The sequence below is a fragment of the Myxococcales bacterium genome, from assembly GCA_016717005.1.
Taxonomy (GTDB): Bacteria; Myxococcota_A; Polyangia; order Haliangiales; family Haliangiaceae; genus UBA2376.
This window is the reverse complement of record JADJUF010000039.1, coordinates 259,442-281,006: the sequence shown is the minus strand read 5'-3', so window position 1 is coordinate 281,006 and position 21,565 is coordinate 259,442. Positions and strand designations below refer to the sequence as shown.

The window sequence follows — 21,565 nt, the reverse complement described above, 5'->3', positions numbered from 1 at the left end:
CCTCACTTTCCGCTCAGGGCGAGCGCCAGCACCATCATCATCATGCTGTTGTCCGCACCGCCGGACGCGCCGCTCCCGGACCCGCCCATCCCGCCCATCATCATCAGGGGCAGGAGCATCGTCATGGTGTCGTTGCTGTCGACCATGAGCTTGGTCGCGTTGCGTTCGGCGGCCGGCAGCGCCGCCAGCTCGGCGACCGTCTTGGACTTCTTCATCAACATCGGCAGGAGCGCCATCATCTGGCTGCTCTGCGACGTCGTGTTGTTGACCTTCTTCAGCTCCTTGGCGAGCCGGTCCTCCAGATCCTTCTGCGTCGCGGCGAGCTTGCGCACGTCGGCCGCGACGCGGGCCAGGGCGGCCTGCATCTGGGTCTGGTTGACGGGGCTGTTGTCACGCCGCGGCGACGCGTAGCCGCGGCCGCGGACGCGCGCGCGTCGGCGCCGCCGGCGCTCGGACAGGTCGTCTTCGCTCAGCGCGTCGTCGATGTCCTCGTCGTCCATCTCGTCCAGGTCCTCGTCGATGTCTTCCGCCAGGCTCATTCGGTGCTCCCTTCCTTCGGTTGGTTCCGGGCCCGACGTCTCACCGCCGGGGTCACGAGTTCGTCGAACAGTCCGTCGTCGGGGGCGCGCCAGCCGGGGCCGCCGCGCCCGCGGCAGGTCGGGCACGCGTCGAGCTCGCCCCAGCAGTCACCACAGGCGCCGAGCGCCGCCGCGAGGTCGCCCAGCAGGCTGTGCGCGCCGGCGAGCGCGTCCTGCAGCTCGCGCACGTGCGTGCGCACGCGCTCGACCCTGGCCCGGCGCGTCTCCTCGCGCGACTCGGCCTGGCCGCGCTGAGCGGTCATCATCTGCATGACCATCGCCATCATCGGGTTGGCCGCCGCGAGCTGGCCGACGTTGGCCTCGGCGAGCTGGCGCGCGGCGTCTGGATCGCGCTGCATCAGGGCGAGGAGCTGGGCGGTGTCGTCGCTCATTCGGCCTCCAGTCGGTCGATGTCCTCGAGGTCGCGCTGGGCCATCGCCTCGCTCCACGAGTCGTCGACGTCCGCGAACTCATCGACGTCGGCGAGGTCGTCGTCGGCGGCGTCGGCGAGGAGCGCCACCAGCGCCTCCGCACGGGCCCGCGGCGCCGTCGCCCCGGCGCTGTAGGCGGGCGCGACCGCTGCTGGCGGGAGCGTGGCGTGATGCTGGGCCGCGGCCTGGTTGGCGAGCGTGCCGAGCATGTTCGCGAACGCGGCCACCGGCACAGGCGTGCCCGCGACCGGCACGCTGGCCGCGCCGCTCGAGCCCAGCGCCATGGCGCCGAGCGCCTGGATCACCTCGGGGCGCAGGATCGCGGCGAGCAACTGGATGGCCGCGGCGTTGCCGACCGACGCCGTGGTCGGTGCGCCCGCGGCCGGGGCGGCACCGAGGCGCGAGCCGACGCCGCCGATCACTGCACCCGCCGCGGCTCCGGCAGGCCCCCCGGCCATGAAGCCAGTCAACGCACCTTGCAGCGCGCCCGGCGCGGTCGCCTGCAGCTCGCGACCGACGGTCTTGATCCACTGACTGGCGCCCTCGATCAGCGCGATCGTGTCCTCGAGATCAGGGCAGTCGTGGAGCAGATCGTCGACGTCGTCGTACGCCTCGCCGATCGCCCCGACCACGACCGAATGCCGCATCGCCACGCCGAAACGCTAGCAGCGTCCCTGCGACGCCGATAGCCAGTTATGGTCCGAAAAAGCGCGCGCGTCGGCTCAAGGCAACAATGCCATTTTCAGGGTGACGTCGGCATCCTGATGCGCCACGTGATTACGGGCCTATGCCAGCGATCGTCGTCTGGCTGGATCACCCTTGATGGGTGATCTGCTTCCGGATCTGGAGCCGGACTCCCGCAGCGCCAGTCGCCGCCGCGGCCTTCACCACGCCGCGGTCGCGTCTCGATCTGCGCGGGCCCGTGGCCGGCTCGCCGGATGCGCCGTCGGGCGCCGCCGCCGAGGGCGCGGCGCGGCGCGACCGAGCGTCGTCCGGCCGGACCGGCCGCGGGCGTGTCGACGGGGCCAGTGCTACGTTCCGGCGCATGATCGACACGGGTGATGTGCGGATGAGGTGCGTCGCGGCGGGGCTCGTCGGCGGGCTGGTGGCGAGCGTCGGATGCTCGACGGCGGGTTCGGCCGGCCCGCGCGCGCCGACGTCGGCGGCCGCCGGGCCGACGGCGACCCGGCCGGTGTGCGGAGTCCTCATCGACCTCGCCTCGGCGGCCGACCCTGACCGCACGGCGTTCCTCTGGCCGACCGCATCCGACGCGCCCCAGGTCCGTCGGTACAACGTCGTCAACAAGACCCGTCACCCCGCGCCGCTCGTGGTCTACGCGGGCTGGTGGATGTGCGTCACCGCGGGGAAGATCATCGCCGAACCGGGGGATGACTACGCGCAGTACGGCACGATCGAGATCGCGGACTTCACGATCGATCAGTTCAGCCCCGAGCGTGGGCAGGAGTGACGAGCGCGCCGACCGGGTGATCGTCGTCCGTCCGACGGTGGCCGGTCCGATCGCTACGGTGCCCCGAGGGACTGGTGGGTCGCGCCGCCGACGTCCACGACCCCATCGCTGGTGAGGGCGTCGATCGCCAGCTGCGTGGCCGGTGTCATCGTGCCGGTCGCGGCCCCGGTGAGCTTGCCGTGCGCGATCAGCGCCGTCTGCACCGCCCGCACGTCGCTCGTCAGGTTGGCGGCGCGCTTGCCCCGGCCGACGGGCGCGTGGAGCGCGACCGCGCCCTTGGTGACCGCGGGGAAGATGGCCTCGACGGTGCTCTCGGGGAAGCTCTCTCGCCGAAAGCGCCCGGCGTGCTTGGCGACGCTCGAGATCGACTTCAGTCCCGCCACGAGGTCAGCTTCCGAATAGAGCTGGCGCAACGCCTGGTACATCGTGAGTCCGTCGGCGCGCTGGTAATGCCACCACTCCTGCTTGTTGTAGCCAGTGCCGGTCTTGGTCCAGCCGTCCTGGGCCGGGATCCGGGCCCAGCCGTGGCTGGCCGCCAGCGCCGTCACATCGACGAAAGGCCACGACGGATCGACCGTGCTCCACCAGGCGCTGTGGAACGTCGTGCCCTTGGGGAACGTGACGATGCCCGGCGGTGACGCGGCCGTCGTGAGGTCCTTGTGCCGCAGGTACAGCCGGAAGTACGTGTCGGTCCCAGAAGGCTCCTCGATGATCAACCACCGTGCGTCCTGCCACAGGTCGACCGTCCGCCCGGTCTTGTGCCAGGTGACCGTGTCGGCGCCGACCTTGGTCGTCGTGAACGTCAGCGCGCGGGTCGTGTCGCCAAAATCGCGGTCGAGGTCGACGTCGGTCGACGCCTTCACGTCCGCCGCGAAGTCGCGGAAGCTCTGCACGACGGCGTCGCTGAGCTTGCCGTTGGTCGGATCGGCCGTGTTGATGATCACCAGCTTGTTCGGCGCGGCGGCGGCAGTGGCGGCGGGCGCAGGCGTCACCGCGGGCGTCACAGGGGCGGGCTTCGGCGGCGCGGGCGCGGGCGACACCACGGGCGGCGCCGCGGCGGGCTTCGGCGGCGCGGGCGCGGGCGCTGACGCGCCGTCGTAGCGCGGCAAGGCCGTGATCTCGACCTGGTACTCGCTGGCGGAGTGGGCCTGCACGGTCACCTTGAAGCCGACCTCGGCGAGGGCGTCGGCCCGGCGCTGGGCGCTGGCCTTGAGGTCGAAGACGAAGCCCGCGTCGAGGCCCTTGGTCGTGGGCAGCGCCGGTCCCTCGGCCATCACGCGCGACACGCGGCAGTACCAGCTGCCGCCCCGGGCTTGCTGTTTGACCGCGACGACGAAGCCATAGGCGCGGAGCACGCGCGCGCGCCGTTCGGCGCTAGCTTGGAGCTTCCACAAGAGCGTGTCGTCGAATGGCGGCGACGTGGTCGGCACCGGATCGCGGTACTTGACCTGCCACGCGCCACTCGGCAGCTGCTCCAGTTCGAGATCCAGATAGCGCTGCTGGAGCGTCCGCGCTCGCACGACCGCGCCGCCGCGGTCGCTGTAGCTCATCGAGTCGGTCGTCCACGGATCGGCCTCGGCCAGGCGCGATCGCCTGCGGGTGGTCCGCCGCGGTGACCGCGGCGGCGCCGGTGGGTCGAGGTACCCCGACTCACCCAGGCGCGCCAGCGTCAGCATGTCGTGCAACTGGGCCTGTTCGTCGTGGCTCCGTGCCGACTGGCTGCGCGACCGACGGCGTGGTCGACGCCTCGACCAGGCCCGCGAGCTGCCGCGACGGGGCCGCGCGCACGCGCGGCGCGGACGCCGGCGCGCCGACGCTGGCCCCCACGACGCGACGAGCGCCCCGCGCGAGGCGCCGCGCCGGCACCTGCGCGACCCCCCGGCGCCGCGACGACACCGCCCACGCGCGCGCGCGCGCACGGCCACCGCCCGCCGAGCGCGGCCGTTCCAGATCGCGCCGGGCGATGGCAGGTCGGTGCCTTCGACGCCGCCGTCGCCGGGCCGGTGCCGCTGACGCGCACCGACGAGCCGGGGCTCCCCGACCTGCCTGGCCTCGCGTCCCCGGTCCGCGTCGAGGCCACCTGCTTCCTCACGCGCGGGCAGGGCGCCCTCGACGGCGATCTGTCGTTCGCGCTCGGGCTGGTCGCGCCGGTCATGGCCACCACGCCCGCCCAGGTCGCCGTCGCGTTCCGCGATCGGCGCGGCGCCCTGCTCGAGCGGAAGCGCCTCGACGTGATCCTGCCGGCCGACGGCAGCACGCGCGAGCCGCGCTGCGCGCGGCGCCGCGACGCCCGAGACCCGCGCCGCCGACCCCGCCGCCCCCGCCCCTGCCGGAGGGATCGCCGGCGAGGTGACGGCGGCGGCTCCGGGCGGCGCAGGCTCCTGGCCCGCCGCGAGATCCGGCACCGCGGCACCGGGTCGCGCGGTGCGGCCATCAGCCGGGCGGCGCGCGGGTCCGCGCGGACGAGCGCGAGGTCGGCGGTGTCGCGGCGGGACCCTCGGCGTCAGCGGCGCAGGCTGTAGACGAAGCTGGCCTTGGGCGCGCGCAGCCAGCGCTCGGCGATCGTCGCGCGCAGGTCGCCCCAGGCGTCGGCGCCGTCGACGAACGTGGCCTTCATCGCGAGCGCGTCCTTCTTGTCGCCCTTGCCCTTGGCGGCCAGGACCCGCGCGGCCAGCTTGTCGACCGCGGCCGGCCACGCGTCGAGGTCGAGCTCGAAGCAGCCGGTGTCGGTGCCGTTGGCGGCCTGGGCCTCGGGGTCCCACTGCAGCACGCCGGCGGCGAACAGCGTGCCGAGCTGGATCGCGGCGAGCTGCGAGTAGGTCTTGGGCGAGCCGTTGCTGGCGTACATGCCGTTGGCGACGTGGCCGAACGCCCACGCGACGTCGCGCACGTGCGAGGTGCCGACGAGGTCGGCCGGCAGCGCGCCCTGCTTGGCCAGCCAGTCGACGAAGTACAGCGCCGCGGTCTGGGCCTTGAGCTCCTCCATCATCGCCGCCATCGGGCCGCCGAAGATCGCGTCGTCGGTCTTGCCCTTGACCTTGTAGTCGTGGGACGGGCCGAGGTTGTGCGCGGCCTCGTGCAGGACCGTCGACATCAACGCCACCGACGGCTCGGTCGAGACCTTGGCCTGGGTCGCGGCGCAGAACAGCGACGAGGTCTGGGCGGTGAGGTTGGCCGCGCTGTCGGCGTCGGTGTAGAGGTTGGTCATCGCGACCGTGCGGCCGCCCGCGTCGGACACCTTGCCCCAGTTGGGCAGCGACTGGCCGATCGTCGCGCCGATGTTCGAGCGCGCGTCGCCCGCGTTGACGATGATGTCGATGAAGTCGGGCAGGCGGAAGCCGACCTTGCGGGCCTTGTAGGGCTTGCCGGCCAGCTTGGCCAGCGCCTGCTCCATCTTGTCCTTGAGCGGGGTCAGGCGATCGCGCCACTCGACCGAGCCCGGGTTGATGTACGCGAAGCCGAGGTGGAAGCCGGCCTTGAGCGCGCACGGCTCGTAGTAGACCTCGTCGGGGCCGACCCGCAGGTACCACTTCGAGCCGGCGTCGCCCATCGCGGCCCACGCCACGTCGGCGCGCTCCCAGTCGTTGTCGCGGAACGCCTGCGCGGCGGCGGTGAGGTAGGCCTTGAACGCGGCCTCGTCGTCGGTGGTGATCGCGGCGGCCGCGGCCTCGAGCTCGACCGCGATCGCCTCGAGGTCGTCCTTGTAGGCGACGTTGTAGGGTACGGCCTCGAGGCCCTTGGCGCCCTCGACCACGACCGCGAAGTGATCGGCGAGCGGGCCGGTCATCTTGGCGCAGAACTTGGGGTTGGCCTGGAGCGCGGCCGGGTACAGCCCGACCGGCGGCTTGGTGACGCCGGCGACCGCCGTGCAGGCCGGATCGCTCTCGGTCTTGGGCGCCAGGCACACCGGGCTCTGGTTGCGGAAGAACACCATGCGCGAGACGGTGTCGCCGGCCGGGATCTTGTCGGCCATGCCGAGCACGCCGTTCTGGCGAGCGTGGACGCGCTCGATCAGCGTCGCGGCCTTGGTGATGTGATCGATCAGCGCCAGGTCCTCCTCGGAGGCGGCCCGGAGATCGGTCTCGACCAGGGTCGGGGCGCCCTGGGCCAGCTCGGCCAGCAGCGCGGTCTGGCGCGCGCGATCGGCGGCGGGCGCGGCCGCGGGATCGATCGGCTTGGTCAGCGACGCGTAGATCGCCTCGAACGCCGGGGTGAAGGCGCCGCCCTTGATCAGCGTGTCGAGGGCCGGGCCGTCCCAGCCCCACAGCGCGACCAGCTCGTCGGGATCGAGCGTGTTGTCGCCATCGGCGTCGGTGCGCCAGAACAGCGGCAGCGCGCGGGTGGCGGCGCGCTGGTTGAAGTCGGCGCGGGTGACGGCGTCGTAGCGCACCGCCGGCTTGGGCGGCGGCGGCGGCTCGTTGGGGGTCTTGGGCTTGCCGGCGCCCGAGGAGCATCCGGCGGCGAGGGCGGTCGCGAGCAGTGCCTGAGCGACGAGCTTCATGGTCGGGGTGGTAGCGCATGTGGGCGCCGCGCACCACCGGCGGCGGCCGCCGTCGACGTCAGCGGCCCTCGGACCGGCACTCGAAGAACTGCGGCCAGCAGGCGCCGCTCGCGTCGCACACCTGCTTGTGCAGCGCGATGCAGTCGTTGCGGGCCGAGCACGACCACGAGTCGAGGCCCTCGCACGCGCCGGCCGAGAACGTCTGCGACAGCGAGAAGCAGCCGAGGAACGCGGTCAGCGCCGCGCAGTCCTGGGTGCCGGTGTAGCAGTCGTAGTCGTAGGCGGCGCGGCACTGGTCGTCGACCATGCAGTCGAGCTCGCCGAGCACGTCGCACGGCCCGCCGCACACGCCCCACCCCGGCGCCGGCGCCTGGTCGGCCGAGTCCGAGAGCGGGCACGGGCAGCCGGGCGGGCACTGACCGCCGCCGAAAGACACGCACTCCAGGTTGTCGGGGTTGCGCAGCTCGAGCGGGGGACCGGTGTCGACCGCGCCGCAGGCCTCGCCGGCGTCGGGGACCGCGTCGCCGCCGTCGTTGAAGTAGAGCGAGCAGCCGGCGAGGGCGGCGATCGAGAGCAAGGCGACGGCGCGGACCATGGCCGACCGTACAGCAAGGCGCGCGCCACCGTCGCGCCGGGCCAAGCGCGCGGGATCCGAGGGGACCGGGCCCGCCGCCGCGGTGGCGTTCCGTGACCGCGGCGCCGCGGCTCCTCGGAAAACTGAGGGCCGGGGATCGGGTGACGACGGTGCGCGGGGCGTGCGGTAGACTGGTCCCGCGATGCGCGCCGCGGACACCGCGGTCGAGGCCCACGCCGTCCAGATGGCGGTGCTGGCCGCGATGACGCCGTCGCAGCGCCTGGCGCTGGCGGTCGAGATGTCCGACGCCGCGCGGCGTTCGGCGCGCGGTGGAATCCGCGCCCGCCACCCCGCCTACGACCAGGCCACCGCCGTGCGCGCGCTGGTGCGGCTCCTGTACGGCGACGACCTGTGTCGGCGCGCGTGGCCGACCCAGCCGCTGCCGGAGCCATGACCGCCGGCGGCGTGGTCCGGGTGGATCGTCGAGACCACCCCTACCTCGACCGCTGGATCGCCGAGCTCGACCTGGCCGCGCTGTGGGCCGAGGCCCAGGCGCTGGCCGCGGGCTGACCGCTACGCCCGCTCGAACAGGCCGGCGGCGCCCTGGCCGCCGCCGATGCACATCGTCACGATCGCGTAGCGACCGCCGCGGCGGCGCAGCTCGTACAGCGCCGTCGCGGTCAGCTTGGCGCCGGTGCAGCCCAGCGGGTGACCGAGCGCGATCGCGCCGCCGTTGACGTTGAGCTTGTCGTCGGGGATGCCCAGCTCGCGCTGGCAGTAGACCGCCTGCGACGCGAACGCCTCGTTCATCTCGAACAGGTCGATGTCGGCGACCGTCAGGTTGGTCTTGGCGAGCAGCTTCTGCACCGCCGGCAGCGGGCCGATGCCCATGATCGCCGGATCGACGCCGACGGTCACGAACGAGCGGAAGTAGCCGAGCGGCTTGACGCCGAGCTCCTTGGCCTTGGCCGCCGACAGCACCAGCGCGGCGGCCGCGCCGTCGGAGATCGGCGAGGCGTTGCCGGCCGTGACCGAGCCGCCCTGCGCGAACGCCGGCGGCAGCTTGCCCAGGCCCTCGAGCGTGGTCTCGGGGCGCGGCAGCTCGTCGACGGTGAAGTCCCGGTAGACCTTGTCGCCGTTGGCGTCGAACGAGACCGCGCGCACCGGCACGATCTCGTCGTTGAACGTGCCCTTGTCGAGCGCGGCCTTGGCCTTCTGCTGCGACCACAGCGCGAACTTGTCCTGATCGGCCCGGGTGATCCCGAACTTCTTGGCGACGTTCTCGGCGGTGATGCCCATCGGCGTGTTGGCCGACGGCAACGACGCCATCAGCTCGGGCGAGGCCGAGATGTGGAAGCCGGTCATCGGCACGTAGGTCATCGACTCGACGCCGCCGGCGATGACCGCGTCGCACGAGCCGATCGCGATCGCGCCGGCCGCGGTGGCGATGGCCTGCAGGCCGCTCGAGCAGAACCGGTTGATGGTCTGGGCCGAGACCTCGATGCCGAGGTCGGCCGACAGCGCGATCAGGCGCGCGACGTTGAGGCCCTGCTCACCCTCGGGCATGGCGCAGCCCATGACCACGTCGTCGATGTGGCCCCGGGCCTGGGGCACGCGCGCGAGCAGGCCCCGCAGCACGTCCGCGGCCAGCTCGTCGGGGCGGCGCTGCGACAGCGAGCCCTTGTGACCGCGGCCGACCGCGGACCGAACAGCTTCAGCGATGATGATGTCGTTCATTGGTCGGCTCCTCAATTCCGAAGCGGCTTGTTGTTCATGAGCATGTACTGCATGCGCTCCTGGCTCTTGGGCTCGCCGCAGAGCGACAGGAACGCCTCGCGCTCGAGCTCGAGCATGCGGTCCTCGCCGACCGGGCCGACGCCGCCCGAGGCGCCGCCGCACAGCACGTTGGCCAGCTTCATGGCGATCTTGCCGTCGTGCTCGCTGGCGTAGCCGCCGGCGACGAGGGTGTTGACCATCATCAGGAGCGTGGCGATGCCGCTCTCGCCCGGGAGCTTGTAGGCGCGCGGGGTCGGCGGGTGGTAGCCGCTCGCGGCCAGGCCGATCGCGCGCTGCTTGGCCTCGTAGAGCTGACGGCTGCGATCGAACGACACGCCGTCGTTGCCGCGGAAGAAGCCGAACGCCTTGGCCTCCTCGGCCGAGGTCGCGACCTTGGCCAGCGCGATGTTCTTGAACGTCTGGGTGACGAACGCGTAGGTGTCGACCTCGACGCCCTCGGGCACGCCCTCGAGCGAGCGCCAGAGCATGTTGAGGGTGCCGGCGCCGCCGGGGATCAGGCCGACGCCGACCTCGACCAGGCCGGCGTAGGTCTCGAGCGCGGCCTGGACGCTGTCGCAGCCGTAGCAGAGCTCGAGGCCGCCGCCGAGCGTCATGTTGTACGGCGCCGCCACGACGGGCACGGTCGCGTACTTCATGCGCTGGGTCGCGTACTGGTAGCCGTGGATCATCTCGCGCAGGCCGTCCCACTGCTTCTGCTGCGCGGCCATCACGACCGCGAACAGGTTGGCGCCGACGCAGAAGAACTCGCCGGTGTTGGCGATCACCAGGCCGCGGAACTCGGCCTCGGCCTTGGCCACGGCGTCGTGCAGCATCTTGATGACGTCGGCGTCGATGCTGTTGGCCTTGGTCTTGAAGGTCAGGCCCAGGATGCCGTCGCCGAGATCCCACGCCTCGGCGCCGTTGTTCTTGAGCACGGGCGCCTCGCCGCGCCGCATGATCTCGAGCGGGACCTCGCGCGGGTCGGTGGCGCGGGCGACGTAGGCGCCGGCGGTGTGCGACCAGATCTCGCCGCCGCGGTAGAAGCCGGTGGCCCCGGCCGCGACCATCTGATCGACCCAGGCCGGCAGCGCGATGCCCTCGGCCTTCATGCGCGCGGTGGTCGCGGCGAAGCCGAGCGCGTCCCAGGTCTCGAACGGGCCGAGGTCCCAGTTGTAGCCCCACTTCATGCCGTCATCGATCGCGGTGACGTCGTCGCAGATCTCGCCGAGGCGCCGGGCCGAGTAGGCCAGGCTCTTCGACAGCGCCTGCCAGGCGAACTCGCCGACCACGCCGGGCGCGGCGACGAGCTTGCCGACGCGCTCGCGCACGTCCTCGATCTTGCCCAGGCCCTTGCAGGCCTTGATGATCGCCTCGGTGCCGCCCTTGGCGCGGTACTCGCCGGTGGTCGGGTCGAGCGTCTGGACGTCCTTGCCGACCTTCTTGTAGAAGCCGCCCTTGGTCTTGTCGCCGAGCTGGCCGCGCTCGACCATGGTCTTGACGTACGCCGGCAGCGTGAACACCTCGCGGTCCTCGTCGCTGGTCAGGCTGCGGTAGCAGTTGTCGACGACGTGGGCCAGGGTGTCGAGGCCGACCAGGTCGGCGGTGCGGAAGCTGGCGCTCTTGGGGTGGCCCATCGGCACGCCGGTCAGCGCGTCGAGGTCCTCGGGCGTCAGGCCCTTGTCGGCCATCAGGTGGATCGACGCCATCATCGCGTGGGTGCCGATGCGGTTGGCGACGAAGTTGGGCGTGTCCTTGGCCCAGACGATGCCCTTGCCCATCTGGTCCTTGCCCCAGTGGGTGACCCGGGCCTTGCAGGCGTCCGAGGTGTCGGGGCCGGCGACCAGCTCGAGGAGCTTCATGTAGCGCGGCGGGTTGAAGAAGTGGGTCACCAGGAAGTGCTGGCGGAACCGCTCGCTGCGGCCCTCGAGCATCTCGACGATGCGCAGGCCGCTGGTGTTCGAGGCGATGATCGTCTCGCCGGTCAGCAGCGCGTCGAGCTTGGTGAACAGCGCGCGCTTGATGTCGAGCCGCTCGATGATCGCCTCGACGATCAGGTCGCAGTCAGCGACCTTGGCGAGATCGTCGTCGAAGTTGCCGGTCGAGATCAGCGCGGCGTTGCGCACGTGGCTGAACGCCGCCGGGCGGGCCTTCTTGAGCTTGGCCAGCGCCCCGACGGCGATGCCGTCGCGCGCGTCCTTGGACCCGCGCTCGGCGTCGCTGAGCTTGGGCGGGACGATGTCGAGGAGGAGGACCGGGATCCCGGCGTTGGCGAGGTGGGCGGCGATGCCGCCACCCATGACGCCAGAGCCGAGGACGGCGACCTTGCGGATCGGTTTGGTCATGTGCGCTTCCGTGGTGCGAGACGTGGTCGGAGTGATCGGGCGCAGCCTACCGCAAGAAACCAGGGCCGCCGACGGGATCGCGGCGCTCGTGGCTGCGACGCAGCGGCGCGGGGCGGTCGAACCGGGCTCACACCGGCCGGCGACGGTCCGGGCCGGGCCACGCGCGGGTCGCAGGTGTCGCACGTGTCCCGTCGACGACGGGCCGCGCCTGGTCAGCCACTGTGATCTCGACTTGCGGGGGCGCGCTGGTAGGTTGCACGCCGCGTGTCACTCATGCCCAGGAACCCGATGCCCACGTCCCGCCGCCCCAGCCACCCGCGCACCCGCGCCTCTCTCGCCCTGACCGCGCTCGTCGCCGCCGCGGCGCCGGCGCTGGCCGCGCCGCCGCCCAAGGTGGAGATCGCGTACGACGAGTTCAAGCTGCCCAACGGGCTGCGGGTCATCGTCCACACCGACCGCAAGGCGCCGATCGTCGCGGTCAACCTCTGGTACCACGTCGGCTCGAAGAACGAGCCGCGCGGCCGCAGCGGCTTCGCGCACCTGTTCGAGCACCTGATGTTCCAGGGCTCGGAGCACCACGCCGGCGAGTTCTTCGAGCCGTTCGAGCTGGTCGGCGCCACCGACCAGAACGGCACGACCAACAGCGACCGCACCAACTACTTCGAGAACGTGCCCACCACCGCGCTCGACATGGCGCTGTGGATGGAGTCGGATCGCATGGGCCACCTGCTCGGCGCGATCGACCAGGCCGCGCTCGACGAGCAGCGCGGCGTGGTCCAGAACGAGAAGCGCCAGGGCGAGAACCAGCCCTACGGCCAGGTGTTCGATCTGCTCGGCGCCGCGAGCTACCCCGAGGGCCACCCGTACCACCACACGACGATCGGCTCGATGGCCGATCTCGACGCCGCGACCCTCGACGACGTCAAGAACTGGTTCCGGAGCTGGTACGGCCCCAACAACGCGGTGCTGGTGCTGGCCGGCGACATCGACGTCGCGACCGCCAAGGTCAAGGTCGCGCGCTACTTCGGCGACATCGCGCCGACCGCGTCGGTGCCGAAGATGAAGCCGCAGATCGCCGCGCGCAAGGCGTCGACCCGGGCCGAGGTCGCCGACCAGGTGCCGCAGACCCGGATCTACCGGGTCTGGAACGTCCCCGGGGCCGGCACCGTCGACGCCGACCGGCTGCAGGTGCTGGCGTTCGTGCTGGGCGGCGCGCGGTCGTCGCGCCTCGACCGCCGGCTGCTCCACGCCGACAAGCTCGTCGATCGCGTCAGCGCGGCGGCGTGGGCGTCGGAGCTGGGCGGCACGTTCTTCATCTCGGCCGACGTCAAGGCCGGCGGCGATCCGGCGGCGGTCGAGCGGGCCATCGCCGAGGAGCTGGCGGCGCTGGTCAAGGCCGGCCCGACCGCGGCCGAGCTGGCCCAGGCCAAGACCGTCATCGCGGCCAACTTCACGCGCGGGCTCGAGCGCATCGGTGGCTTCGGCGGCAAGGCCGACACGCTGGCCGAGTGCGCGGTCTTCACCGGCAAGCCCGACTGCTACAAGGCCAGCCTCAAGACCATCGCCGGCGTGACGCCGGCCCAGCTCAAGGCCGTCGGCAAGAGGTGGCTCAGCAAGGGCGACCACACGCTGGTCGTGCAGCCGGGCGCGCGCACGCCGCTGGTCGAGCCGGCGGCGATCCCGGACCTGCCGCCGACCAAGGTCGCGGCCGCGGATCGGCGGCTCAAGGCCGTGGCCTCGGACGTCGATCGCTCCAAGGGCGTGCCGACGACCGACACCTTCCCGGCGCTGGTGTTCCCGACGGTGGCCCGGGCCACGCTGTCGAACGGCCTCAAGGTGGTGCTGGCCGAGCGCCACGGCCTGCCGCTGGTGCAGCTGACCCTCGACGTCGTCGGCGCCGGCACGTCGTCGGATCCGGCCGGCAAGCAGGGCCTGGCGGCGTTCGCGATGGGCATGCTCGACGAGGGCGCCGGCGGCTACAGCGCGCTGGCGCTGGGCGATCGGATCGAGGCGCTGGGCGCGCGGCTCGGCGCCGGCGCGTCGCTCGACCAGGCCAGCGTCTCGCTGGCGGCGCTGACCTCGAACCTCGAGCCGTCGCTGGCGGTGATGGCCGACGTGCTGCTCCGGCCCACCTTCGACGCCGCCGAGCTCGAGCGCGTGCGCGCGACCTGGCTGGCCGGGCTGCAGCAGGAGAAGGCGCGGCCCAGCTCGCTGGCCCGGCGCGCGATGGCGCCGCTGCTCTACGGCGCCGGTCACCCCTACGCCGCGCCGCCGAGCGGCACCGGCACCGAGGCGTCGATCGAGGCGCTGACCCGCGCCGAGCTGCAGGCGTGGGTCAAGGCCAGGCTGACGCCCGACCAGGCGACCTTGATCGTCGTCGGCGACACCACGCTGGCCGAGCTCACGCCCAAGCTCGAGGCCGCGCTCGGCGGCTGGCAGGCGCCGGCGACGCCGAGCCCGGCGGTCGCGGTGCCGACGGTCAAGCTGCCGACCGCGCCGCGGGTGTTCCTGATCGATCAGCCCGGCGCGGTCCAGGCGACGATCACCGTCGCGCAGCTGGTCCCGTCGTCGAAGGACGCGCGCGCGATCGAGCTCGAGCTGGCCAACTCGGTCCTCGGCGGCGAGTTCAGCTCGCGCCTGAACATGAACCTGCGCGAGGACAAGCACTGGTCCTACGGCGCGTACTCGGGCGTCGCGGGCGCGCTCGGCCAGCGGCCGTGGGGCGCGAGCGCGTCGGTGCAGATCGACAAGACGATCGAGTCGATCAAGGAGCTCGACCGCGAGATCCGCGAGTTCGCGACCGGCAAGGCCCCGGCCAAGCCGGCCGAGGTCGCCAAGATCCAGGTCAACGAGGTCCGCGCCCTGCCGGGCTCGTACGAGACCGCGGGCTCGGTGCTGGGCACGCTCAGCGGCATCGTCCTGTACGGCCGGCCCGACGACTACGCGGCCAAGCGCGCCGCGGCGATCTCGGCGCTGACGCCGGCCCAGGTCCAGGCCGCGGCCGCGGCGATCAAGCCGGCGGCGCTGACCTGGGTGATCGTCGGCGACCTCGGCAAGATCGAGGCGGGCGTCCGCGCGCTCAAGCTCGGCACCGTCAAGGTGCTCGACGCCGACGGCAAGATCCTGCGCTGAGCGATCGGCGCGGTCAGCGGCGGCGCGCCGGCGTGGCCTTGAGCTTGCGCTTGAGCGTGTCGCGCTCGCCGAGGGACCGGCGCGGTCAGCGGCGGCGCGCCGGCGTGGCCTTGAGCTTGCGCTTGAGCGTGTCGCGCTCGCCGAGGGATCGGCGCGGTCAGCGGCGGCGCGCCGGCGTGGCCTTGAGCTTGCGCTTGAGCGTGTTGCGCTCGATCCCGAGCGCGCGCGCGGCCGGCGCCAGCTTGCCGTCGTGGGCGGCGAGGGCAGTGGCGATCGCGGCCTGCTCGGCGGCGTGGACCGCGGCGGCGAGCGTGGTCGGCGGCGGCGGCGCGGCGCGGGCGCGGGCCGTCGGCTGGGCGACGTGGCCGCGGAGCTCGGGCGCCAGATCGGCGACGTCGACCTCGTCGTCGCAGAACACCGCCCAGCGCTGGACCTCGCTGCGCAGCTCGCGGACGTTGCCGGGCCAGGCGTAGGCCGCGAGCGCGCGCAGCGCCGCGGGCGTCACCGGCAGGAGCCGTGCGCGCGGGCCGACGGTGGCCTCGTGCAGGAACGCCTTGATCATCGCGGGCAGGTCGGCGACCCGCTCGCGCAGCGGCGGCACCTGCACGACCGCGCCGCGCAAGCGGTAGTACAGGTCCTCGCGGAAGCGCCCGGTCGCGACCATCTCGGCGAGGTCGCGGTGGGTGGCCGCGAGGACCCGGACGTCGACGCGCAGCGGCTGCTCGCCGCCGACTCGGCGGACCGTGCCCTCCTGCAGCACCCGCAGGAGCATCGCCTGCACCGGCGCCGCCAGCTCGGCGACCTCGTCGAGGAAGATCGTGCCGCCGTGGGCCTGCTCGAACAGCCCGCGGTGGCGCGCGGCCGCGCCGGTGAACGCGCCGGCCTCGTGGCCGAACAGCTCGCTGGCCAGGACGCTGTCGGCCAGCGCGCCGCAGTTCTCGGCGACGAACGGCCCGGCCGCGCGCGGGCTGCCGTCGTGGATCGCCCGGGCGACCAGCTCCTTGCCGGTGCCGGTCTCGCCCAGCACCAGCACCGGGAGCTCGCTCCGCGCGACCCGCACCACCCGCGCCATCAGCGCGCGCATCGGCTCGCTGCCGGCGATCAGCCGCGCGTCGCGGACCCGGACCTCGGCCCGCAGCCGCGCGACCTCGGCCCGCAGCACCCGGATCTCGGGGAAGCCCTCGACGTCGAGCGACACCACCCGGACGGCGCGCGGGTGCGGGTGCGGCACGAACGCCGCCGGGATGACCTGCAGCATGCGCGCGCGCAGCACCGCGGCCTGGATCAGCAGCACCCAGACGGTCTGGGCCTGGGGCGTGCCGGCTGACAGCAGCACGTCGATCTGCTGTCCGCCCGGCGGCGCGGCGCGCTCGAGCTCGGCCGCCAGCGGCGTCAGCTGCCGCCACAGCGCCCGGTAGTCCGAAGGATCGTCGAGGGCGACCTCGCGCACCTCGACGGCGCCGACCTGCGCCGCCATGTCGCGCGCCAGCGCCTCGGCGCGGGTCCGGCCGCGCGGGATCGTCAGGACGATGGCGCGGTGGTAGCGGTGGCGGCGGTCGGTCTCGTCGAGCAGGCGCAGGACCGGGCCGCGATCGCCGGCGGGGCGGGCGGCCTGGTGCGCGGGCGCCGGACCGTCGATCCCGCGATCGGCCCAGGTGAGGAGCAAGCGCCGAGCTGGTTCACGATCGACCATGAATGGTTCACTATAGACCATTTCGAATGGTTCAAGATGAACCATATCGAGCAGTCGTCGTCGAGGATCCGGGAGGTTGCGGATGCGCGGCGGCCTGGCACGCGGCGCGCAATGCCGCCGGCCATGGACACCGCATCGAGCACCGACGCCGCGCGCGTGGCCCTTCCGGCCGCGCCCGCCACCGCCACGACCACGACCGCGCGCACCGCGGAGACCACCGCCATGACCACGCCGACCATCACCGCGACCACCGCGGAGGCCACCCCCGCGACCACCGCCGAGGCCGCCGCCATGACCACGCCGATCATCACCGCGACCACCGCGGAGACCGCCGCGGAGACCACCGCCATGACCACGCCGATCATCACCGCGACCACCGCGGAGCCCACCGCCATGACCCGCGCCGCGATCGCGCCGACCACGCCGACCAGCGCCACGACCACCACCGCCATGACCACCGCGACCACCACGCTCATCAGCGGCCCCGACGTCTGGATGGAGGGCGACGCGACCTACCAGCTCGCCGCGGTCGCGGGGCTCGCCGGCTGCGTGCGCGCGGTCGGCATGCCCGACCTGCACCCGGGCCGTGGCTATCCGATCGGCGCCGCGGTCGCGACCCGCGAGGTCGTGCACCCGCAGCTCATCGGCGGCGACGCCGGCTGCGGCGCGCGCCTGGTCGTGACCTCGGTCGCGCGGGTCACGCCCGATCAGCTCGAGCGCCGGCTGCGCGCGCAGTTCGAGGCGCCGGTCGTCGACGCCGCCGATCCGGCGGCGCTGTTCGCCGCGGTGTGGGCTCGGGGCGCCCGCGGGCTGGCCGAGGTCGAGGGCCTCCCGGACGGCTTGCGGTGGCTGGCCGAGCGCGAGCCGATCGACGAGGGCGCGATCGCCAGCGGCGACCCCGGGCCCTACGCGCTCGACGTCGCGCGCGTGCTCGGCACCGTCGGCGGCGGCAACCACTTCGCCGAGGTCGCGCGCGTGACCACGGTCGCCGACGCCCCGGCCGCGGCGCGCCTCGGGCTGGCCCGCGACGCGCTCGTGGTGCTGGCGCACGCCGGCTCGCGCGGGCTCGGCGCCGCGCTCGGCGTCCGCTGGGGCACGCGGCCGCTGCGCGACGCCGAGCGCGCGACCTACCTCGGCGAGCTCGCGGGCGCGTGTCGGTTCGCGCGGGCCAACCGCCTGGTCGTGACCTACCGCCTGCTGGGCGCGCTGGGCGCGCTGCGCGATCACACGCTGCGCGGCCGCCTCGATCTCACCCACAACGACGTGCGGGCCGAGCCGGTCGACGGCGCCGACGCGTGGATCCACCGCAAGGGCGTCGCGCCGGCCCACGCCGACGCCGCGACGATCGTGCTCGGCAGCCGCGGCGCGCCGTCGTGGATCCTGCGCGGCACCGGCGCCGAGGCCGGCCTGCGCTCGGTCGCCCACGGCGCCGGGCGCAAGATGAAGCGCAGCGAGGCGCTGGCCAAGCTCAAGGATCGCTACCGCCGCCGCGAGGTCGTGCGCTCGAGCCTGGGCGGCCGCGTGATCTGCGACGACCCGACGCTGTTGTTCGAGGAGCACCCCGACGCCTACAAGCCGATCGAGCCGGTGATCGCCGCGCTCGAGGCCCACGGCCTCGCGACCCGGATCGCGGCGCTGACCCCGCTCGTCACGGTGAAGCTGTGACCCCCGTGACCGCGCACATCCTCCAGATCAGCGCCGGGGTCGGGCCGGTCGAGGCCCGCCGGTTCGTCTCGCGCCTGGCCGCGCGGCTCGAGGCGCGCGCGCGCGCGCTCGGCCTCGACGTCGCCGAGGTCGTGACCCGCGGCGCCGCCGACGCGCCGCGCTCGATCGCGCTGCACCTGCGCGGCGACGCGACCGCCGGGCTGGCGGCGGAGCTCGGCACCCACGCGCTGATCGAGCGCAGCGCGCGCCGGGGGCGGGCCGCGCGCAAGCGCTGGTTCGCGGCGGTGACGCTGCACCCGGCGGCGGCGCCGCCGGTCGCGCGGGTCGCGCCGCCCCGGGCCGAGCTGATCATCACCGCGTGCCGCGCCGGCGGGCCCGGCGGTCAGCACGTCAACAAGGTGTCGTCGGCCGTGCGGGTCCAGCACGTGCCGTCGGGCCTGGCGGTGCGGAGCGCCGGCGAGCGCTCGCAGCAAGCCAACCTCGACCTGGCGCTGGCCCGGCTGGCGGCGCTCCTGCAGGACGTCGCGGCGGCGCGCGTGGCCGCGGCCGGGGCCGCTCGTCGGCGCGCGCACGTCCGGCTCGAGCGGGGCGCGGCGGTCCGGACGTACACGATCGGCGCCGACGGCGACCTGCTGGCGCGGAGCCGGCCGTGACCGCCGCCGAGCACGTGGCCGCCGCCGACGCCGCCGACCTGGTGGCGCGGAGCGAGCCGTGACCGGCGCCGCGCGCGCGGTCGCCGCCGACGCCGCCGCGAACGCGCGCGGGCTCAAGGTCCACCTGCGCCTGGTCGCCGTCGGTGGCGTGACCTACCGCGTGGTGTCGCCGCGCCCGGCGACGGTCGCGCGGTGGAGCACCAACTACTTCCACGACACCTGGCACATCCTCACCGGCGGTGCCGGCGCGCTGGTGCTGGGCCGGCTGCTGTGGGGCCTGGCGTTCCAGCGCCAGCCCGACACGCTGGTGGTGATCGATCGGCCGCACCTGACGCCGACGCCGTTCGAGGCCGACCAGGCCGACCCGATCGCGCTGATCCCGGCCGGGCTGACCGCCTTCGACGTCGACCGGCTGACGGTCGTGCGCCGGCGCTTGGCCGGGGTCGCACCGACGACGATCCGCTGGCACACGTTCGGCCTGCCCCAGGCGCTGGCGGCGCCGCGCGGCCCGCGGTTCGATCCGCACGCGGCCCAGCGCGGGCGCGAGCAGATGGCCCGGCGCGCCGGCATGGTCTGCTACACCGCGCCGCCGGCGATCCTGCGCGAGGCCGCGGTCGACGTCTACCGGCAGCGCGGGTGCGCGGACATGACGTACGTCCCGCTGGCCGAGGGTGATCGTCGACAGTGGCAGCCCGCGGGCGAGGTCCAGGTGTTCGGGCGCTTCGACGACGAGGTCGCCGCCGCCGTGGTCGCGCGCCGCGAGGTGGTAGCCGCGCCGGCGCGGCCGCTGTCCGACCAGGCGGTGCGCCACGCGGTGTGGGCACGGCGCGACGACGTGATCGCGCGCCGGCGCGCCGCCCGGGCCCGAGCGCGCTGAGGTCGTGCACCGCTCCGCGCCCGGTGGCACACTCGCGCCCGTGCCCACCGACGACGAGATCGTGAACGCCGCGAACAAGTTCTTCCGCACGGTCGGCAGCGCCGTCAAGAAGGCCGGCACCAGCGCGGTCAAGGCCGGCCAGTCGGTCACCGGGCTGGGCCGCGGCGACGTGCGCGTCACCCTCGACGCGCTCCGGGCCCGCGCCGGCGCCGAGCTGCGCGGCACGGTCGCGCTGGCGTTGACCGAGCCGATCGACGCGCGCCGCCTGGTGGTCGAGCTGCGCGCCAGCCAGCGCGGCGTCGAGACCCGCGGCGGCGTCCGCGCGCCGACCGCGACCACCCTCTACAAGTTCGAGCACGAGCTCGGCGGCGCCCAGCGCTACCACCGCGAGCAGCTCGCGTTCACGCTGCCGGTGCCGCGCGAGCTCGGCGGCGGCCGCGCCGCGCCGCCGGCCGGGCGCCTGGGCGACGTCGCCCGCGCGGTCTCGGCGGTGGTCGCGCCCACGACCGGCCCGGTCGAGTGGAAGGTGGTCGCGCGCCTGGTCGTGCCGCTCGGGCGCGACCTCGACCACGCGGTCGACGTGCTGATCGACGGGCTGGCGTGAACGCGCGCGTCATCCGCCGCGATGGTGCTGAGCGCGGACCGGCCGGCCGACCGAGGTCACGTGGACGTCGTCACGATGGCGTGAGCGGCGCCGCCGCCGCGCGCCTGCGGGCCGCGACCCGGCCGCGCCAGTCGAGGACCGGCTTCTCGATCAGGTAGTACGAGGTCACGGCGCACAGGCACGCGAGCACCAGGTTGAGCGGGTAGGCGTTGGCGAACGACCGCTGGTTGTGATCGAGGAACGGCTCCTGCCACAGGTACAGCGAGTACGACAGCGTGCCCACCCACACCAGCGGCCGCCAGTTGAGGACGCGGCCGAACGGGTCGTCGTGCATCCGCACGGCGCGATCGATGAACACGGCGATCGCCAGGTTCTCGATGGTGGTCCCGACGGTGTACTGCAGCGCCGGGTGGGCCGGGTACTGGGTCACCGCGATCACCACCGGCACCGCGAGGAACAGCGGCGAGCGCAGGAAGCGCTGGTACCACCCGGCGGTGTCGAGGCGGCCCTGGATCCCGGCCATCAGGCACCCGACGGCGATCGAGTCCATCACGCACGGGTAGGCCTCCTCGACCAGATCGTCGGACCGGAAGTAGAACCAGGCGGCGGCGCGGCACGCCAGCGCCAGGACGATGATCACCGTCGCGGTCGACACCACCCGGGCCCGGCCGGCCAAGACGAACAGGAACGGCCAGACCAGGTAGAACTGCTCCTCGATCGACAGCGACCAGATGTGGCCGAGCTGCCACGAGCGGTCGTAGTGGTAGTTCATCGTGTAGGTCACCGCCGCGATCAGATCGCGGCGCGACAGGTCGACGGCGCCGAGCTGCCACGCGACGACCATCGCGATGATGAACGCGTAGAACGCCGGGAAGATGCGCCAGACCCGCCGCACGTAGAACCCGCGCAGCGAGATCGTGCCGCTGCGGTCGTGCTCCTTCATGAGCAGGCGAGTGATCAGGTAGCCCGAGATCACGAAGAACACCTTCACGCCCAGATAGCCGAAGTCGCCCACGGTCCCGAGCGCGCGCGGGCCGTAGGGGAAGCCCTGGGTGCCCAGCAGGTGCGACAGGATCACCAGCGCGATCGACAGCGCCCGCAGCCCGTCCAGCGACGGGATCCGTTGGGGCGAGGCGGCGGACATCGTGGCGTGACCTAGCACGCGCGCGCCACGGCGTGCCAGGGTCCGACGCCAGGTCTGCGCGGCCGCCCCAGGCGCGCCCCCAGGACGGGTTAAGCTCCGCGTAGGATCACCGCTCCAGGGTCTTGCC

Annotated in this window: 18 protein-coding genes; 8 read left to right on the top strand and 10 right to left on the bottom strand. The window is 73.6% G+C overall.

The annotated features are described in order from the left end of the window. Positions 1-2: 2 nt before the first annotated feature. Genes IPL61_32220 through IPL61_32210 form a run of 3 tightly spaced genes read right to left on the bottom strand, consistent with a single transcriptional unit; the run spans position 3 to position 1,662 of the window. A complete protein-coding gene (locus tag IPL61_32220; protein MBK9035865.1) occupies positions 3-539 on the bottom strand; it encodes a hypothetical protein in 537 nt (178 codons plus the stop codon). After that, positions 536-970: a hypothetical protein gene (locus tag IPL61_32215; GenBank protein ID MBK9035864.1), complete on the bottom strand. Its 435-nt coding sequence runs from the start codon at positions 968-970 to the stop codon at positions 536-538. Before IPL61_32215 ends, IPL61_32220 begins: the two co-directional genes overlap by 4 nt. After that, positions 967-1,662, bottom strand: coding sequence for a hypothetical protein (locus IPL61_32210; protein ID MBK9035863.1), 696 nt, complete (start codon positions 1,660-1,662; stop codon positions 967-969). The genes IPL61_32215 and IPL61_32210 overlap by 4 nt, the downstream gene beginning before the upstream one ends. A 392-nt stretch (positions 1,663-2,054) precedes the next feature. Here IPL61_32210 and IPL61_32205 point away from each other — a divergent pair, with 392 nt between their 5' ends. Continuing rightward, on the top strand, positions 2,055-2,477 hold the full coding sequence (locus IPL61_32205) for a hypothetical protein (protein MBK9035862.1): 423 nt from the start codon (positions 2,055-2,057) through the stop codon (positions 2,475-2,477). 53 nt (positions 2,478-2,530) lie between these two features. Here the strand turns inward: IPL61_32205 and IPL61_32200 are convergent, their stop codons facing one another. Next, positions 2,531-3,193, bottom strand: a complete 663-nt coding sequence (locus IPL61_32200; GenBank protein ID MBK9035861.1) for a hypothetical protein — start codon at positions 3,191-3,193, stop codon at positions 2,531-2,533. Here IPL61_32200 and IPL61_32195 point away from each other — a divergent pair. Further along, positions 3,186-3,578, top strand: coding sequence for a hypothetical protein (locus IPL61_32195; GenBank protein MBK9035860.1), 393 nt, complete (start codon positions 3,186-3,188; stop codon positions 3,576-3,578). The genes IPL61_32200 and IPL61_32195 overlap by 8 nt on opposite strands. Before the next feature lie 1,402 nt (positions 3,579-4,980). Here IPL61_32195 and IPL61_32190 read toward each other — a convergent pair. Both IPL61_32190 and IPL61_32185 read right to left on the bottom strand, forming a co-directional pair. Then, on the bottom strand, positions 4,981-6,978 hold the full coding sequence (locus IPL61_32190) for a hypothetical protein (protein ID MBK9035859.1): 1,998 nt from the start codon (positions 6,976-6,978) through the stop codon (positions 4,981-4,983). A 58-nt stretch (positions 6,979-7,036) separates the two neighbouring features. Then, complete coding sequence (locus tag IPL61_32185) at positions 7,037-7,573, bottom strand: hypothetical protein (GenBank protein ID MBK9035858.1); 537 nt, start codon at positions 7,571-7,573, stop codon at positions 7,037-7,039. 181 nt (positions 7,574-7,754) lie between these two features. Between IPL61_32185 and IPL61_32180 the strand changes: the two genes are divergently transcribed. Further along, positions 7,755-8,006: a hypothetical protein gene (locus tag IPL61_32180; protein ID MBK9035857.1), complete on the top strand. Its 252-nt coding sequence runs from the start codon at positions 7,755-7,757 to the stop codon at positions 8,004-8,006. 119 nt (positions 8,007-8,125) lie between these two features. On the opposite strand, the gene IPL61_32175 is transcribed toward IPL61_32180, so the two are convergent. Beyond that, positions 8,126-9,289 carry a thiolase family protein gene (locus IPL61_32175; protein ID MBK9035856.1) on the bottom strand — a complete coding sequence of 388 codons (1,164 nt, stop codon included), beginning with the start codon at positions 9,287-9,289 and terminating at the stop codon, positions 8,126-8,128. Positions 9,290-9,300: 11 nt separating this feature from the next. Then, the gene (locus tag IPL61_32170) at positions 9,301-11,670 is read right to left on the bottom strand and encodes a 3-hydroxyacyl-CoA dehydrogenase/enoyl-CoA hydratase family protein (GenBank protein ID MBK9035855.1); all 2,370 of its coding nucleotides are present in this window, start codon (positions 11,668-11,670) and stop codon (positions 9,301-9,303) included. A gap of 273 nt (positions 11,671-11,943) precedes the next feature. Between IPL61_32170 and IPL61_32165 the strand changes: the two genes are divergently transcribed. Further along, positions 11,944-14,802, top strand: coding sequence for an insulinase family protein (locus tag IPL61_32165; GenBank protein MBK9035854.1), 2,859 nt, complete (start codon positions 11,944-11,946; stop codon positions 14,800-14,802). 157 nt (positions 14,803-14,959) lie between these two features. On the opposite strand, the gene IPL61_32160 is transcribed toward IPL61_32165, so the two are convergent. Then, complete coding sequence (locus IPL61_32160; protein ID MBK9035853.1) at positions 14,960-16,495, bottom strand: sigma-54-dependent Fis family transcriptional regulator; 1,536 nt, start codon at positions 16,493-16,495, stop codon at positions 14,960-14,962. A gap of 450 nt (positions 16,496-16,945) precedes the next feature. Here IPL61_32160 and IPL61_32155 point away from each other — a divergent pair, with 450 nt between their 5' ends. The 4 genes from IPL61_32155 to IPL61_32140 are packed head-to-tail and all read left to right on the top strand — an operon-like array spanning position 16,946 to position 20,294. Continuing rightward, the gene (locus IPL61_32155) at positions 16,946-18,160 is read left to right on the top strand and encodes an RtcB family protein (GenBank protein MBK9035852.1); all 1,215 of its coding nucleotides are present in this window, start codon (positions 16,946-16,948) and stop codon (positions 18,158-18,160) included. A 5-nt stretch (positions 18,161-18,165) separates the two neighbouring features. Continuing rightward, positions 18,166-18,813 carry a peptide chain release factor-like protein gene (locus tag IPL61_32150; protein ID MBK9035851.1) on the top strand — a complete coding sequence of 216 codons (648 nt, stop codon included), beginning with the start codon at positions 18,166-18,168 and terminating at the stop codon, positions 18,811-18,813. Positions 18,814-18,871: 58 nt separating this feature from the next. Continuing rightward, on the top strand, positions 18,872-19,690 hold the full coding sequence (locus IPL61_32145; GenBank protein MBK9035850.1) for a hypothetical protein: 819 nt from the start codon (positions 18,872-18,874) through the stop codon (positions 19,688-19,690). A 40-nt stretch (positions 19,691-19,730) separates the two neighbouring features. Further along, on the top strand, positions 19,731-20,294 hold the full coding sequence (locus IPL61_32140) for a hypothetical protein (protein MBK9035849.1): 564 nt from the start codon (positions 19,731-19,733) through the stop codon (positions 20,292-20,294). Positions 20,295-20,364: 70 nt separating this feature from the next. Here the strand turns inward: IPL61_32140 and IPL61_32135 are convergent, their stop codons facing one another. Further along, positions 20,365-21,438 (bottom strand): acyltransferase, encoded by a 1,074-nt coding sequence (locus IPL61_32135; GenBank protein MBK9035848.1) that lies wholly within the window; start codon positions 21,436-21,438, stop codon positions 20,365-20,367. Positions 21,439-21,565 lie beyond the last annotated feature (127 nt).